The 13,586-nt window shown below is 71.2% G+C and carries 13 protein-coding genes and 2 riboswitches; of the genes, 10 read left to right on the top strand and 3 right to left on the bottom strand.

Going from position 1 to position 13,586, the window contains the following annotated elements; translation table 11 throughout:
- Positions 1-9: 9 nt before the first annotated feature.
- Entirely contained in the window at positions 10-630 is a 621-nt protein-coding gene (gene ctaE, locus IF29_RS0101530; RefSeq protein ID WP_030248509.1) for an aa3-type cytochrome oxidase subunit III, read from the bottom strand.
- A 326-nt stretch (positions 631-956) separates the two neighbouring features.
- Between ctaE and IF29_RS0101525 the strand changes: the two genes are divergently transcribed.
- From IF29_RS0101525 to IF29_RS0101515, 3 genes are all read left to right on the top strand, one after another.
- Positions 957-1,370 carry a hypothetical protein gene (locus IF29_RS0101525; RefSeq protein WP_030248506.1) on the top strand — a complete coding sequence of 138 codons (414 nt, stop codon included), beginning with the start codon at positions 957-959 and terminating at the stop codon, positions 1,368-1,370.
- 75 nt (positions 1,371-1,445) lie between these two features.
- The gene (trpD, locus tag IF29_RS0101520; RefSeq protein WP_030248504.1) at positions 1,446-2,516 is read left to right on the top strand and encodes an anthranilate phosphoribosyltransferase; all 1,071 of its coding nucleotides are present in this window, start codon (positions 1,446-1,448) and stop codon (positions 2,514-2,516) included.
- Between the two features lie 67 nt (positions 2,517-2,583).
- Positions 2,584-2,718: riboswitch (SAM riboswitch) on the top strand.
- A gap of 52 nt (positions 2,719-2,770) precedes the next feature.
- Positions 2,771-4,141 (top strand): aminotransferase class V-fold PLP-dependent enzyme, encoded by a 1,371-nt coding sequence (locus IF29_RS0101515; protein ID WP_030248503.1) that lies wholly within the window; start codon positions 2,771-2,773, stop codon positions 4,139-4,141.
- 139 nt (positions 4,142-4,280) lie between these two features.
- On the opposite strand, the gene IF29_RS0101510 is transcribed toward IF29_RS0101515, so the two are convergent.
- Positions 4,281-4,562 (bottom strand): Lrp/AsnC family transcriptional regulator, encoded by a 282-nt coding sequence (locus IF29_RS0101510; protein ID WP_030248501.1) that lies wholly within the window; start codon positions 4,560-4,562, stop codon positions 4,281-4,283.
- Positions 4,559-5,359, bottom strand: coding sequence for a rhomboid family intramembrane serine protease (locus IF29_RS41455; RefSeq protein WP_051724753.1), 801 nt, complete (start codon positions 5,357-5,359; stop codon positions 4,559-4,561). The genes IF29_RS0101510 and IF29_RS41455 overlap by 4 nt, the downstream gene beginning before the upstream one ends.
- 116 nt (positions 5,360-5,475) lie before the next feature.
- Between IF29_RS41455 and IF29_RS0101500 the strand changes: the two genes are divergently transcribed.
- The 7 genes from IF29_RS0101500 to IF29_RS0101470 all read left to right on the top strand — a co-directional run bounded on the left by IF29_RS0101500 (position 5,476) and on the right by IF29_RS0101470 (position 13,550).
- Positions 5,476-5,748 carry a hypothetical protein gene (locus IF29_RS0101500; RefSeq protein ID WP_030248498.1) on the top strand — a complete coding sequence of 91 codons (273 nt, stop codon included), beginning with the start codon at positions 5,476-5,478 and terminating at the stop codon, positions 5,746-5,748.
- Positions 5,749-5,884: 136 nt separating this feature from the next.
- Positions 5,885-7,309 (top strand): NYN domain-containing protein, encoded by a 1,425-nt coding sequence (locus IF29_RS0101495; RefSeq protein ID WP_084713348.1) that lies wholly within the window; start codon positions 5,885-5,887, stop codon positions 7,307-7,309.
- Positions 7,310-7,513: 204 nt separating this feature from the next.
- On the top strand, positions 7,514-8,596 hold the full coding sequence (locus IF29_RS0101490) for a C40 family peptidase (protein ID WP_030248494.1): 1,083 nt from the start codon (positions 7,514-7,516) through the stop codon (positions 8,594-8,596).
- A 342-nt stretch (positions 8,597-8,938) separates the two neighbouring features.
- A riboswitch (cyclic di-AMP (ydaO/yuaA leader) is annotated at positions 8,939-9,087 on the top strand.
- 10 nt (positions 9,088-9,097) lie between these two features.
- Positions 9,098-10,174, top strand: coding sequence for a C40 family peptidase (locus IF29_RS0101485; RefSeq protein ID WP_037593955.1), 1,077 nt, complete (start codon positions 9,098-9,100; stop codon positions 10,172-10,174).
- 214 nt (positions 10,175-10,388) lie between these two features.
- Positions 10,389-11,468, top strand: coding sequence for a C40 family peptidase (locus IF29_RS0101480; RefSeq protein WP_030248491.1), 1,080 nt, complete (start codon positions 10,389-10,391; stop codon positions 11,466-11,468).
- A 27-nt stretch (positions 11,469-11,495) separates the two neighbouring features.
- Positions 11,496-12,800, top strand: a complete 1,305-nt coding sequence (locus IF29_RS0101475; protein WP_084713386.1) for a hypothetical protein — start codon at positions 11,496-11,498, stop codon at positions 12,798-12,800.
- Positions 12,801-12,887: 87 nt separating this feature from the next.
- A complete protein-coding gene (locus IF29_RS0101470; RefSeq protein ID WP_030248487.1) occupies positions 12,888-13,550 on the top strand; it encodes a hypothetical protein in 663 nt (220 codons plus the stop codon).
- The last annotated feature ends 36 nt before the right edge of the window (positions 13,551-13,586 follow it).

Below are 13,586 nucleotides of genomic sequence, written 5' to 3'. Positions count from 1 at the left end.
GACCCTGGCCTACTTGATCAGGTAAATGGTCGCGAAGAGGCCGATCCAGACCACGTCGACGAAGTGCCAGTAATAGGACACGACGATCGCCGCTGTGGCCTGCTCGTGCGTGAACCGCTTGGCGGCGTACGTACGGCCGAGGACCAGCAGGAAGGCGATCAGACCACCCGTCACGTGCATGCCGTGGAAGCCGGTGGTCAGGTAGAACACCGAACCGTAGGGGCCCGAGGACAGCGAGATGTGGTCGTGCTTGACCAGGTCCGTGTACTCGAAGATCTGACCGCCGATGAACGTCGCACCCATGATGAAGGTGAGGATGAACCACGCCCTGAGCTTCTTCACGTCGCCGCGTTCGGCGGCGAAGACACCCATCTGGCAGGTGAAGGAGGAGAGCACCAGGATCGTGGTGTTGCCCGACGCGAAGGGAACGTTGAGGGCTTCGTTGATGGAATGCCAGTACTCCGTCCCGGTGACCGAGCGGAGTGTGAAGTACATCGCGAAGAGGGCCGCGAAGAACATCAGCTCGGAAGCCAGCCAGACGATGGTTCCGACGCTGACCAGGTTCGGCCGGTTGACCGATCCGTGTGCGTGCCCGGTTTCTACTGCAGTTGCTGTCGCCACGACGGTCATTATGTCGGTCGCTTATTCCGTCTTCACTCCGGGGGGTGTTCCTCGGTGTGTCCGGCTGGTGACGTACCCTCCGGCCGTGGTCGGACCCCTGACGACCTCGCAGGTAGCCCGGATGGCGGGGGGCGCCGCCCGGCGGTGTCCGTGCGCGACTGGCCGCCGGGTCCCCCGAAATGGTGAACCCGGAACGGCCGGACGGCTGCCGTCCCGATCTTCCCGTTTCGTACCGGTGCTGAGGGCGGTGCTTCGGGAGTAGCATCCGGCGCAGACGCCGAAGTGACCCCGGTCACCCATCAGCAGCCCGAGGACATCCCAGGGGGATACCGACCATGGCACTGAACGTTCTTGTCTACAGCGACGACCGCTCCACCCGCGAGCAGGTCCTGCTGGCGCTGGGGAAGCGGCCGGCGACGGACCTGGCGGAGCTCCAGTACCTGGAGTGCGCCACCGCGCCGGCGGTGCTGAAGGCACTGGACGCCCACGCCAAGGGGGTCCGCCGGCTGGACCTGCTGGTGCTGGACGGCGAGGCCACCCCGGTCGGCGGGATGGGCCTGGGCCGGCAGCTCAAGGACGAGGTCTACGGCTGCCCGCCGGTGCTGGTCCTGATCGGCCGGCCGCAGGACTCCTGGCTCGCCGCCTGGAGCCGCGCCGACGCCGCCATCGCCGCGCCGGTGGACCCGGCGGCGCTGGCGGAGACCGCGGTGACGCTGCTCCGCAGTGGTCAGGCGCATCTCGTCGGTTGAGATCTTCCACGGGGCGGCCGTCGCGGTCGCTAGGCTGGGCCTCTCCTTATCTGCACCCACTGAGAGGCCCAGGCCATGGTGAACGTGATTCCTGCGAACGGCGGCGGCGACCCCGTGCAGGCGCGGTCCTGGCCGGATCTGCTGAGCACGCTGATCGCCGGTGACGACCTGTCGACCGACGAGACCGCCTGGGCCATGGACCGGATCATGACCGGGGAGGCCTCGCCGATCCAGGTCGCCGGCTTCCTGGTGGGCCTGCGCGCCAAGGGCGAGACGGTGGACGAGATCGCCGGTCTGGTCGACTCCATGTACGCCCACGCCACCGTGATAGAGGTGCCGGGCCGGGCCGTGGACATCGTCGGCACCGGTGGCGACCGGGCCAAGACCGTCAACATCTCCACCATGTCGGCGATCGTCGCGGCCGGTGCGGGCGCGCTGGTGGTCAAGCACGGCAACCGGGCCGCCTCCTCCGCGAGCGGGGCCACCGACGTGCTGGAGAAGCTGGGCGTCAATCTGGAGCTGACCCCGCGTCGGGTGGCCGAGGTCGCCGTCGAGGCCGGCATCACCTACTGCCCGGCCCCGGTGTTCCACCCCTCGATGCGGCACGCCGGGCCGGCCCGGGTCGGTCTGGGCGTCCCCACCGCGTTCAACCTGCTCGGCCCGCTGACCAACCCGGCCCGGGTCGGCGCCAACGCCGTGGGCTGCTTCGACACCAGGATGGCCGGCCTGATCGCCGGCGTGCTGGCCCGCCGCGGCGCCTCCGCGCTGGTGTTCCGCGGCGACGACGGCCTGGACGAGCTGACCGTGACCGGGACCTCCACGGTGTGGCAGGTCCGCGACGGCGAGGTGGGGCGGAGCCGGTTCGACCCGCGGGACGTCGGCATCACCCCGGTCGGCATCGAGGCGCTGCGCGGGGCCGACGCCGCCCACAACGCCGAGGTGGCCCGCCGGGTGCTGGCCGGGGAGCAGGGCCCGGTCCGGGACGCGGTGCTGCTCAACTCGGCCTCGGCCCTGGTCGCCCTGGACCAGACCGACGCACCGCTGACCGAGCAGCTGGCGGCGGCGATGAAGCGCACCGCGGAGTCGATCGACTCCGGCTCGGCCGCAGCGGTGCTGGAGCGCTGGGCTGCGGCGACGCACAGGTAGTCCGGGCGGTCCCACATGCCGGACGGGGGTTCGCCCACAGGGCGGACCTCTGGCATAGTTCTCACCAGGTCACGAGTGACAGCGCGCGGTTCACGACCGCTGCAGCCCCGGCTTGCTGTCCGGCAACCCTCCGTCCGTGGCGGGGTGCCTCCGGGTGACGACCAGGCCCTTCGGCAACAATGCCGCGGGGCAAGCGCGGATCCCTTCCGATCAGGCCTTGCGCCGGGGATCCACTGGATGCCCTGGAGGGGTCTGTGTCGGCGTACCCGAATACTTCCACCGTCTGTCAGCCGCTCGCGGTCCTCGGCCGCGATGTCGAGGTCCCGCTGGTCAGCGGTGCCAAGGTGACCTACGCCGCGCTCGACTACGCCGCCAGCGCGCCGGCCCTGCAGCGGGTCTGGGACGACGTCGCCGCCTACGCCCCCTACTACGGCAGCGTGCACCGCGGCGCCGGGTACCTCTCGCAGCTGTCCACCGACCTGTTCGAGCAGAGCCGGGCCACCGTCGCCGAGTTCCTGGACCTGCGCGAGGACGACCAGGTGGTCTTCACCCGGGCCACCACCGACTCGCTGAACCTGCTGGCCGGCGTGCTGCCGACCGGGACCGAGGTGTTCGCCTTCGAGACCGAGCACCACGCCTCGCTGCTGCCCTGGCGCAGGGACGGACTGACCGTCAGCTACCTGCGCGCCCCTCGCTCGCCCGAGGAGGCCGTGGCGGCGCTGGACGAGGCGCTGGCGGGTAGCGCGGCGGGGCCGCGGCTGGTGTGCGTGACCGGCGCGTCCAATGTCACCGGGGAGATCTGGCCGGTCCGCGAGCTGGCCGCGACCGCGCACCGGCACGGCGCGCGGATCGTCCTGGACGCCGCCCAGCTCGCTCCGCACCACCCGGTCTCGGTCCGTGAACTGGACGTCGACTGGGTCGCCTTCTCCGGGCACAAGCTCTACGCCCCCTTCGGCGCCGGGGTGCTGGCCGGGCGCAGCGACTGGCTGGACGCCGCCGAGCCGTACCTGGCCGGTGGCGGCGCCAGCCGCACCGTGGCCAGGGAGGCCGACGGCTCGGTGGCAGTGGAGTGGCACCGCGGTCCGCAGCGGCACGAGGCCGGTTCGCCGAACGTCGTCGGCGCCTACGCCATCGCCTCCGCCTGCCGGGCGCTCGGCGAGGCCGGCTTCGACGCGCTGGTGGCCAGGGAGCGGTTCCTGATCGACCGGCTGCGGGCCGGGCTGGCCGGGATTCCGCAGGTCAGGGTGTTGACCCTGTTCGGCGAGGAGCACCCGCGGGTGGGTGTGCTGTCCTTCGTCGTACAGGACTGGAACAGCTCGCACTTCTCCGCGGCGCTGTCCGCGGAGTACGGCATCGGGGTGCGGGACGGGCTGTTCTGCGCGCACCCGCTGGTGCGGACGCTGCTGGGCGGGGAGGAGGCTGCGCCGTCCGAGTGCGGTGCGCCGGAGGCGTCGCTGCCGGGGGAGCGCAGTCTGAACGCCATCCGGGTGAGTTTCGGGGCGGGCACGCCGGACGAGCATGTGGACCGCTTTGTGGAGGCGGTGCGGGAGTTGGTCACCGACGGGGCGAAGTGGGCTTACCGGACCGAGGGTGGGCGGTGCGTGCCGGACACGCGGCGGGGGTGACCGGTTCTCGGGTGCGGGTTGTGCATGGTTGGCCGCGCAGTTCCCCGCGCCCCTGGGGGCTGCAACTGACCCACTGTGAGTGAGTTGCGCCTACCTAGGGGCGCGGGGAACTGCGCGACAAGCCAGGCACAACCCGCACCTAGTCCTCCAGACCCAGAGCGAAGGCGGCATCGAGGTCGTGCCGGGAGTAGGTGCGGAAGGCGATGTGGGTCTCCGTGGACTCGACCCCGGGGACCTTGTTGACCTGGCCCGGGATCACTTCGGCCAGCTCCTCGTGGGCCCGTACCCGGACCATGGCCACCAGGTCGTGCTGTCCGGTCACCGAGTACACCTCGGTCACCCCGTCGATCGCGGCGATCGCCTCGGCGATCTCGGGGATCCGGTCGACGGTGGTCTTGATGAGCACGATCGCGGTGATCACGGGGGGTCTCCTGGGAGTACGGCGGCGTTCGTCGGATCAGCGTAGCCGCGCCTGCGGCAGTACAGCAGCCAGGCGAAGAGGAAGCCGCCGGCGAAGCCGATCAGATGGGCGGTGTAGGCGACCCCGGTCACGGCCGCGGAGGGCGCCCCGACCGAGGCCCACTGGATCGCGAACCACACGCCGAGCACCAGCCAGGCGGGGAACCGCAGCGGCAGGAACAGCAGGAACGGCAGCAGGCTGGTAACCCGGGCCTTCGGGTGCAGCCGCAGGTAGGCGCCGAGGATGCCGGCGATCGCGCCGGAGGCGCCGACCAGGGTCTGCGTGGCGCTGTCGCCGCCGGCGAAGACCGCGTAGCCGTAGGTCGCCAGGTAGCCCAGGGCGACATAGCTGAGCAGGTACGGCAGCCGCCCCATCCGCTCCTCGACCATCGCGCCGAAGACGTAGAGGAACAGCATGTTGCCCAGCAGGTGCAGCCAGCCGCCGTGGACGAACATCGCGGTCAGCACCGACAGGGCCGGGATCTTCGGGAAGCCGTCCGGGGCCGGGCAGCCCGGGGTGGTGGGTGCCGCGATCGGCTGGTTGTCCATCAGCTCGCTGGGGATCACCCCCCAGTGGTGGTAGTAAGCCAGCTCCGCACAGGCGCGCGCGTTCCCGCCGCCGTACAGCGGATCGAGCCCGGAGACCGGGCCGACCAGGAAGACCAGCGCGCACGCCGCGATCAGGGCGTAGGTCACCAGCGGAACGAACGGCTGTGCGCCCCCTGGGGGCGGATTCTTCGCGCTTACCGGCCTCAACATGGATTGAGCATTCCTTAACCGGACAAATCTGACACCGGTTGTCCCGCCGTATCTGCCGTTGAGGGCAAGGCCATAGGGTTGTGCAGGTAGGCGTACCCGTCGCGAGAGGACCGCTCATGTCAGTTCCCCTTCCCACCGAGGGGACCCGGTGGCGCTGCACCCTGTGCGGCAACCTGACCCGCTTCGACGTGACCCGGTCCTCCCGCGTGGTCGAGTTCGTCCATCTGGACCTGGCCGGCGAGTCCCGGGTGGAGGAGCGCGAGGTGCTGAGCGAGACCGTGGAGTCGGTGCGCTGCCGCTGGTGCAACGCGGTGGACCAGGTGGAACTGGTGGACCGTCCGGGCGCGGAGGCCGAGGCGGCCGCGCAGGCGGGGCGTACCGAGGCCTGAGCGCCCGGTGTGAAGGCGGTGCCCCGGGGCAGGTGGCCTGAGGCATGTGTGGCGCGGTGACGAGTAGGGGGTAGGGCGGGCGAGAATGGTTACTGCGGGCAGGTAGTCCCGCAGGACCGGATCGGAGACAGCGGACGTGGTGGAGCGAGACCGGGCGGACGTCGCCGAGGGGCCCGTGGGCCCCGAGCAGGCGGCAGACCTCGCGCTGCCCGCCACCGAACCCGCCGAACCGGATGAGCCCGCCGAGCCCGTCGAGCAGTTGGACCGGCCGCTGCCCGAGGGGGTGCGGCGCAGGGTCGTCGGCATCGCCGCCGACGGGCTCAGCGCCATGCCGGTCGGCGAGCTGCCGCCCCGGCTGCGCCCCTACGCCAAGTTCACCCCGGTGCAGCGGGCCAGGCGCGGGGCCACCGCCATCGCCGCCGCCCTGGAGACCGAGCCCGGCTTCCGGTCGCGGATAGCGGAACGAGTCAGACAGGGCCAGCCCGACCTGGTCGCGGCGCTGGAGAACGGGCAGGTTCCTGCCGCCGCCGATCCGCAGGACGTGGCCGCGGTGGCCTATCTGCTGCGGCCGGCCGGCTGGAGCAAGCTGGTCGGCGACGCCGGCGAGGAGGTCGAGCGGGCCGAGTCGGAGGGCGCCGCCGCCGAGGCGGCCCGACTGGTGGAGAAGCTGCAGGCGGAGCTGTCCGCGCTGCGCGAGACCAGCAGGACCGAGGCGGACCGGGGCCGGGTCGAGCTGGACGAGACCAGGAAGGAGCGGGACTCGCTCCGCCGCCGGGTGCGCAGCCTGGAGGCCGACACCAAGCGCGCCGAGGCGGCGACCCGCAAGGTCACCGCCGAGCTGGAGGCGCTGAAGGCGGCCGGTGCCACCGAGCGCGGCACCACCGACAGCGAGGTGCGCCGGCTGAAGCACCGGCTGGCCGAGGCCGAGTCGGCCGTCGAGGCGGCCAGACGGGCGTCCAGGGAGGGGCGCAGCGCCGAGGAGATGCGGCTGCGGCTGCTGCTGGACGTGGTGCTGCAGGGCGCCCAGGGGCTGCAGCGGGAGCTGGGCCTGAAGCCGGTCACCACCCGCCCGGCCGACACGGTGGAGGCGGTGGCGCCCACCACGGCCTCCCCGCACGACGTGGCCAGACGCGCCCTGGACGGGGACGACCCGGCGCTGCTGGACCAGTTGCTGGCGCTCCCTCAGGTGCATCTGCTGGTGGACGGCTACAACGTCACCAAGAGCGGTTACCCGACGCTGCCGCTGGACAAGCAGCGGGTCAGGCTGCTGAACGGGCTCTCCATGCTCGCCGCGCACAGCGGGGCGGAGATCACCTGCGTGTTCGACGGCAAGGACCTGGACGCGCCGGTGCCGATGGCTCCGCCGCGCGGGGTACGGGTGCTGTTCAGCCGGTCCGGGGAGAACGCCGACGAGTTGATCCGGCGTCTGGTGCGGGCCGAGCCGGAGGGCCGTCCGGTGGTGGTGGTGTCCACCGACAAGGAGGTGGCCGACGGGGTGCGGAAGGCCGGCGCGCGTCCGGTGCCCTCGGCGATGCTGCTGCGGCGGCTCGTCCGCACCTGAGCGATCCGTGCCGAGTGGTCCAGCCTGTGTGGCCTCCCAGGGTGCCTTAAGGGCTTTCCTATAAAGGACATTGCGCCCAATCACCCCCGGACTCACCGCCGAGGGCGACAGAGTCACATCAATCTCACTAGTCTCTCCCTTCGAACCTCTGTCTGTGAACGTCTGTCTGTGTTCGCCAGTGTTTGCTCGAAGGGACCAGCTTCTGTGGCCACGCACCGTCGCCCCAAGCAACCCAGCCGCGCCCGGGTGTCGATCCTGACCGCCGCTGCCGCCGCCGCTGTGGCCCTCTCGGCCCAGGCGACCGCCCAGGCAGCGCCGGCCAAGACCACCACCGACCAGGCGAAGTCCCAGGTCGAGGCGGACCAGTCGGCGGCGAACAAGGCGACGGAGCAGTACGACCAGGCGCAGGGCCAGGAGCAGGAGCTGCAGCGGCAGACCGGTGTGCTCCAGGACGAGATAGCCCGCCAGCAGGCGGCGGTGAACAAGGAGTTGGGTCAGCTCGGGCAGATGGCCAGCGCCGAGTACCGCGAGGGCGCGGTGGACCCGACGGTGAAGCTGCTGCTCTCCTCCAACCCGGAGGAGTACCTGAACCAGGCCTCCACCCAGAGCCAGGTCGCCGGCAGCCAGGCCGCGCTGCTGCAGATGCTGCAGAGCCAGCAGAAGACCCTGGCCGAGGAGAAGGCGCAGGCGGCCCAGGAGCTGACGGCGCAGCAGGCGCTGCTCAAGCAGATGCAGACGGCCAAGAACACCGCCCAGACCAAGCTGAACCACGCCCAGAGCGTGCTCAGCTCGCTGTCCGCGGCGGCGCGCGCCGCAGTGGAGGCGGCGGCGCTCAAGGAGCAGGGGGCCGGCACCGGCGGTGGCGGCGGCTACAGCTCGGTGGACTCCACCGACAACCACATGTCGGTGTCCGACATCAACCTCTCCGGGATATCCGCCGCGGCCAGGACCGCCATGGAGGCGGCGATGAGCAAGGTCGGCATCGCCCCGTACGCCTGGGCCGGCGCCGGGCCCAACAGCTTCGACTGCTCCGGACTGGTGATGTGGGCCTACGCCCACGCCAACATCAGCCTGCCGCACTCCTCCGAGGGCGACGAGTCGGTGGGCACCCGGGTGGCCTCCAGCGCCGACCTGAAGGTCGGCGACATCGTGGTGATGGAGGGCGGCGCGCATGTCGGCATGTACGCCGGCAACGGGATGCTGCTGAACGCCCCCGAGTACGGCTACAACGTGTCGATCCAGCCGATGTCCTACTTCGGGTCGATCGTGGCGATTCGCCGCTTCTGACGCAGGGTCGGCTCCGGACCGAAGGTTTGGGAGTCGGCTGAGGCGTGGGTTGTCTCCTGATGTGACTCACGTCACACGGGTCTCGAACACCTCGGCCTGATGACCGATTTGACCGCCATGTCGTCGTCAGATGGTCATTCCGCGACTACGGTCCGTTGGAAATCTGATGCAGTGTCGTAACCAAAGATAGTTTTTACTTACAGGGATTTGAACGGATCACGGTTGGGTCACTAGTGTCAGCGATCGAACCACCGCGAAGTCGATCACCCAGCCTGGGTGGCAGCGGAGGTTTCCGCCGAGTCCGACCGCACGGCAGGCCCGTCCCGAAGCCATCGGGGCGACCACAGGGGAGAGCCGTCAGTCTCGGAGCCGGGGAACCACGTTCCTCGGGGTGAATCGACGCCAGGCCGGTACGCCGGTGAAGCGCCGTAGGGCACGTCTTCCAGCCCGAACCCGTCAGCTCACCCGGTAGGCGGACGTAGGAAGAAGGAGCTCGCCTTCGTGGCGTCCCATCGTCGTCCCAAAACCCCCGGTCGCGCCCGCATAACCGTGCTCACGGCTGCCGCGGCCACAACCGTCGCCCTCTCCGCGACCGCCGCCCAGTCGGCGCAGGCGGCCCCGAAGCAGACCACCGCCGAACTCAAGGCGCAGATCGACAAGCTGAACAGCGACGCCGACACGGCCGTTCAGCAGTACGACAAGGCCCAGTCCGACCAGCAGACCCTGCAGAAGCAGGTCAACACGCTGCAGGACCAGGTGGCCCGGCAGCAGGCCTCGGTCACCGCCAAGGCCTCCGCCCTCGGTGCGGTCGCCAGCGCCCAGTACCGCAGCGGGGCGATCGACCCCTCGGTCCAGCTGATGCTCTCCTCGGACCCGACCGAGTACCTGAACTCGGCCTCGGCGCAGAGCCAGATCACCTCCAGCCAGTCCAACATGCTGGCCGAGCTGAAGACCGAGCAGTCGACGCTCAACAACGAGAAGTCCGAGGCCGAGACCAAGCTGAAGGCCCTCGACGCCACCAGCAAGCAGCTCGCCGCCTCCAAGGCCTCGGTGCAGAAGAAGCTCGCTGCCGCGCAGGCCAAGCTGGACTCGCTCACCGCCGCCCAGGCGGCGGCGCTGAAGGCCGCCAACGCCGCAGCCGCGGAGAAGGCCGCCGCGGCCGCCAGCAGTTCCTCCTCGTCCTCCTCCTCGTCCAGCAGTGCGAGCGGCTCGTCCTCCTCCAAGGCCGGCGACTCGGTGGAGGCGATCGCCTACGCGGCCGCCCAGACCAAGCTCGGCGACGCCTACGTCTACGGTGCCACCGGTCCGAACACCTTCGACTGCTCGGGCCTGACCCAGTGGGCCTACGCCCAGGCCGGGGTGGCCATCGGCCGCACCACCTACGACCAGATCAACGCGGGTACCGCGGTCACCCGCGCCAACCTGCAGGTCGGCGACCTGGTGTTCTTCAACGGTGACTCGCACGTCGGCATCTACGCCGGCAACAACACCGTGCTGCACGCCCCGCACACCGGCACCGTGGTCAAGTACGAGAGCATCGACACGATCGGCAGCATCTACGCGATGCGCCACATCTGAGAGCGTTCCGGCCGCCCAAACGGCTGTACGGGCCCGATCCCCTGCGGGGGGTCGGGCCCGTTGCGCTGTCCGGGACACCCCTCCCGACATGGCGTTTCGTCAAGTTGTACTAATTTCGGCGGTATTTTCGTCCTTGCTGGGGTTTGGACTCGATGTGTCCGACTCGCTAACGTCGGCGCTCGGTCCTCTGCTTCGACGAATGGAGCCATTCCCCGTGGCGTCCCACCGACGTGCCCGACCGCTGGGCCAGTACTCCACCGTGGCAGCCCTGTCGCGTTCCGCCGCGACCCTGGCGGCGGCCACCGCGGCGGTCCTCGCGGGCGGAGGCAGCGCCCTGGCGACTCCGGGCAGCCCCGGAGGGGGCGCCCCGGTCACCGCCGACGACGTGCAGCACCAGCTCGACGGCCTCTACGCGCAGGCGGAGGTGGCCGGCCAGCAGTACGACGGGGCGCAGGAGCAGGAGCACGCGCTCCAGCGCGAGTCGGTGCTGCTGCAGCAGCGGGTCGCCGAGGAGCAGCAGCACGTGAACGCCCTGCTCCAGTCCATGGGTTCGATCGCCAGCGCCGAGTACCGTCAGGGGGGCGGGCTGGACCCGCTGGTGAAGCTGCTGCTCAACGCCCATCCGGACCAGTACCTGGAGCAGGCGTCCAGCGCCGACCAGGCCGACGCCGTGGCCGCGCTGAAGCTCCAGGAGATCGAGGCCGACCAGCGGCAGCTGGTGCAGGACCGGGCCGAGGCGGTGGCGCAGCTGGCCCGGTTGGAGACGCTGCGTCAGTCCATCGCCGGCAGCAAGACCCAGGTGCAGCAGCGGCTCGGCCATGCCAAGGCGCTGCTGGACTCGCTGACCGCGGCGCAGCGCGCCCAGCTCCAGCAGGGCGAGGACGACGCGGCGGGAGCGGCGGCCCAGGCCGCGCAGCAGCCGCCGCTCTCCGGCCAGGGGCCGGCCTCGGCCCGGGCGGCGCAGGCGCTGGCGGCCGCCGAGAGCGCCCTGGGCAGACCCTATGTGTACGGATCGGCGGGGCCCGGATCGTTCGACTGCTCCGGGCTGATGTACTGGTCCTGGCGCCACGCCGGAGTGACGCTGCCCCGCACCTCGCAGGGCCAGGCCTTCGCCGGGCAGCGGATCCCGCTGAGCCAGGCGAGGCCCGGTGACCTTGTGATCTACTACGGCGACAGGCACCACGTCGGGATGTACGCAGGCAATGGGACGGTCATCCATGCGCCCTACCCGGGGGCCAGGGTCCGCTACGAGCGGGTCACCAGCATGCCCGTGGCCGAGGTGGTCCGGGTCTGACCTCCCCGCCGGACGGGGGTGCCGCTGATGCCGGCCGGGCGCAGGGCGGTGCTGGCCGCGGGTGCGGCGGTGCTGGTCGCCGGGGCGCTGGGCGGCGAGGAGTGGCACGACCGACGGCACACCGCCGGCGGCGGCACCTCGGGCACGGCCGACCCCGCGACGGTGCGGGCGGTGCAGGCGGTGCTGGACCGGCGGGCCGCCGCGGTCCTGGCCCGGGACCAGGCGGCGCTGGCCGCGACGGTGCTGCCGACGGCGCAGGCCCTGCGCGACAGCGGCGCCGCGATGCTGGGCAACCTGGCCCAGGTTCCGGTCGGCGCCTGGACCTACCGGCTCCAGGCGCTGGACGCCTATCCGCTGCCGCCGGTGATCGGGGCCGAGGGGGCGGCGCGGCTCGCCACCCGGGTCGAACTGTCCTACCGCCTCAGCGGTTTCGACTCCGAGCCGGTGACCGCGACCCAGTACCTCACCTTCACCCGCAGCGGCAGCGGAGGCGGCACTGGCAGCGGCGGCGGCTGGCTGCTCAGTTCGGACAGCGACCACGTCGGCGGCGACGTCCAGCTGTGGGACCTGGGCCCGGTCACCGTGGTCCAGGGCCGTTCCAGCCTGGTGCTCGGGCTGCGCGACCAGGGCACGCTGCAGCAGCTCGCCGACGAGGCGGACCGGGCGGTGCCGGCCGTCAGCGCGGTCTGGGGCACCGGCTGGGGTCAGCGGACGGTGCTGCTGGCCCCGCTCGGGCTGGACCAGTTCGGCCGGCTCCTCGGCGCCGACCCGTCCGGGTACACCGCGATCGCCGCCGTCACCACCGGGGAGCTGGGCGCGGCCGAGGCCGGCCGCACCGAGCGGATCACCGTCAACCCGCAGGTCTGGGACACCCTGAACGCGCTCGGCCGGCGGGTGGTCACCACCCATGAGACCACGCATGTCGCCACCCGGGCGATCACCGAGCAGTGGACCCCGCGCTGGCTCTCCGAGGGCGCCGCCAACTGGACCGGCTACCTCGGCACCGGCCGCACCCCGCAGCAGATCGCCCCGGAGCTGCTGGCCGACCTCAGGGCGGGCCGGATCCCGGCCCGGCTCCCCGACGACGCCTCCTTCGACGGCTCGGCCGCCGACCTGCCGCAGGCGTACGAGCAGGCCTGGTTCGCCTGCCGGAGCATCGTCGCGCGGCACGGCCAGAAGGCGCTGGTCGCCCTCTACCGCGCGGTGGCGGCGGCCGGCGGGAGCGGCGGCGCGGCGGCCGCGCTGGACACCGCGCTGCGCCGCAGCACCGGCGTCGGAACGAGCGCCTTCACGGCCCAGTGGGTGGCCGATCTCCGGTACGCGGCAAGGTAGTTATGGATTTGATCGAATCCTGACGGAGTAACATCAGTATCAGTAGTGTCTGCGATCGACTCTGATCGTCGAACGAGGGATGACACTGTGTCAGATACTGCTGAGTCCACCCCGCTCTGGCTCCAGGGACGCGAGGCCGTGATCGCTGCGGCGGACCCGTCGGAGTGGCGCGGAGAGGTGCCCGACTACCACCTCTCGCACACCGTGATGCCAGAACAGCGCACCCACCAGTTCCAGCCCGGGTCGCTGGAGGCGATCGTCGAGAGCATCGTCGCGGTGTTCGAGATGGAGGTCTCGCACAAGAAGGATCCGGCGACCTGGGTGTCCATGGTCACCGAGCACTTCCGCACCAATGTCAACGGCGGCGGCTGGGCCACCGCCGCGGACATCGCCGAGCAGGGCAGCTACAACATCCTGATCGGCGACAGCCCGTTCTACCCGGTGGGGCAGAAGGACTTCGACTCCTCGCACGAGGTGTTCCACGGTGCCTTCCCCAACGGCTTCTACTGGGAGGTCCTGGAGGTCGTCTCCCCGCCGCCGCTGGTGACCTTCAAGTGGCGGCACTGGGGCAGCTTCGACGGCGAGTACGAGGGCCATGCCCCCGACGGCCGGACCGTGGAGATGTTCGGCGTCAGCATCGCCAAGGTCAGTGACGACCTGCGGCTGCTCTCGGTCGAGCACTACTACGACCCCAACGCCTTCCTCGGCGGCCTGACCGGCGGCTGCCCGGTCGCCCGCGCCGGGGAGTAGCCCCGCTCCGCGGCCGGCGGCCCCGCCCCACGCCCG

It is taken from the genome of Streptacidiphilus jeojiense (assembly GCF_000719095.1).
In the GTDB taxonomy this organism is placed as follows: Bacteria; Actinomycetota; Actinomycetes; order Streptomycetales; family Streptomycetaceae; genus Streptacidiphilus; species Streptacidiphilus jeojiensis.
Note: the sequence above shows the minus strand (reverse complement) of the source record. Positions and strands in the feature narration are given on the sequence as shown.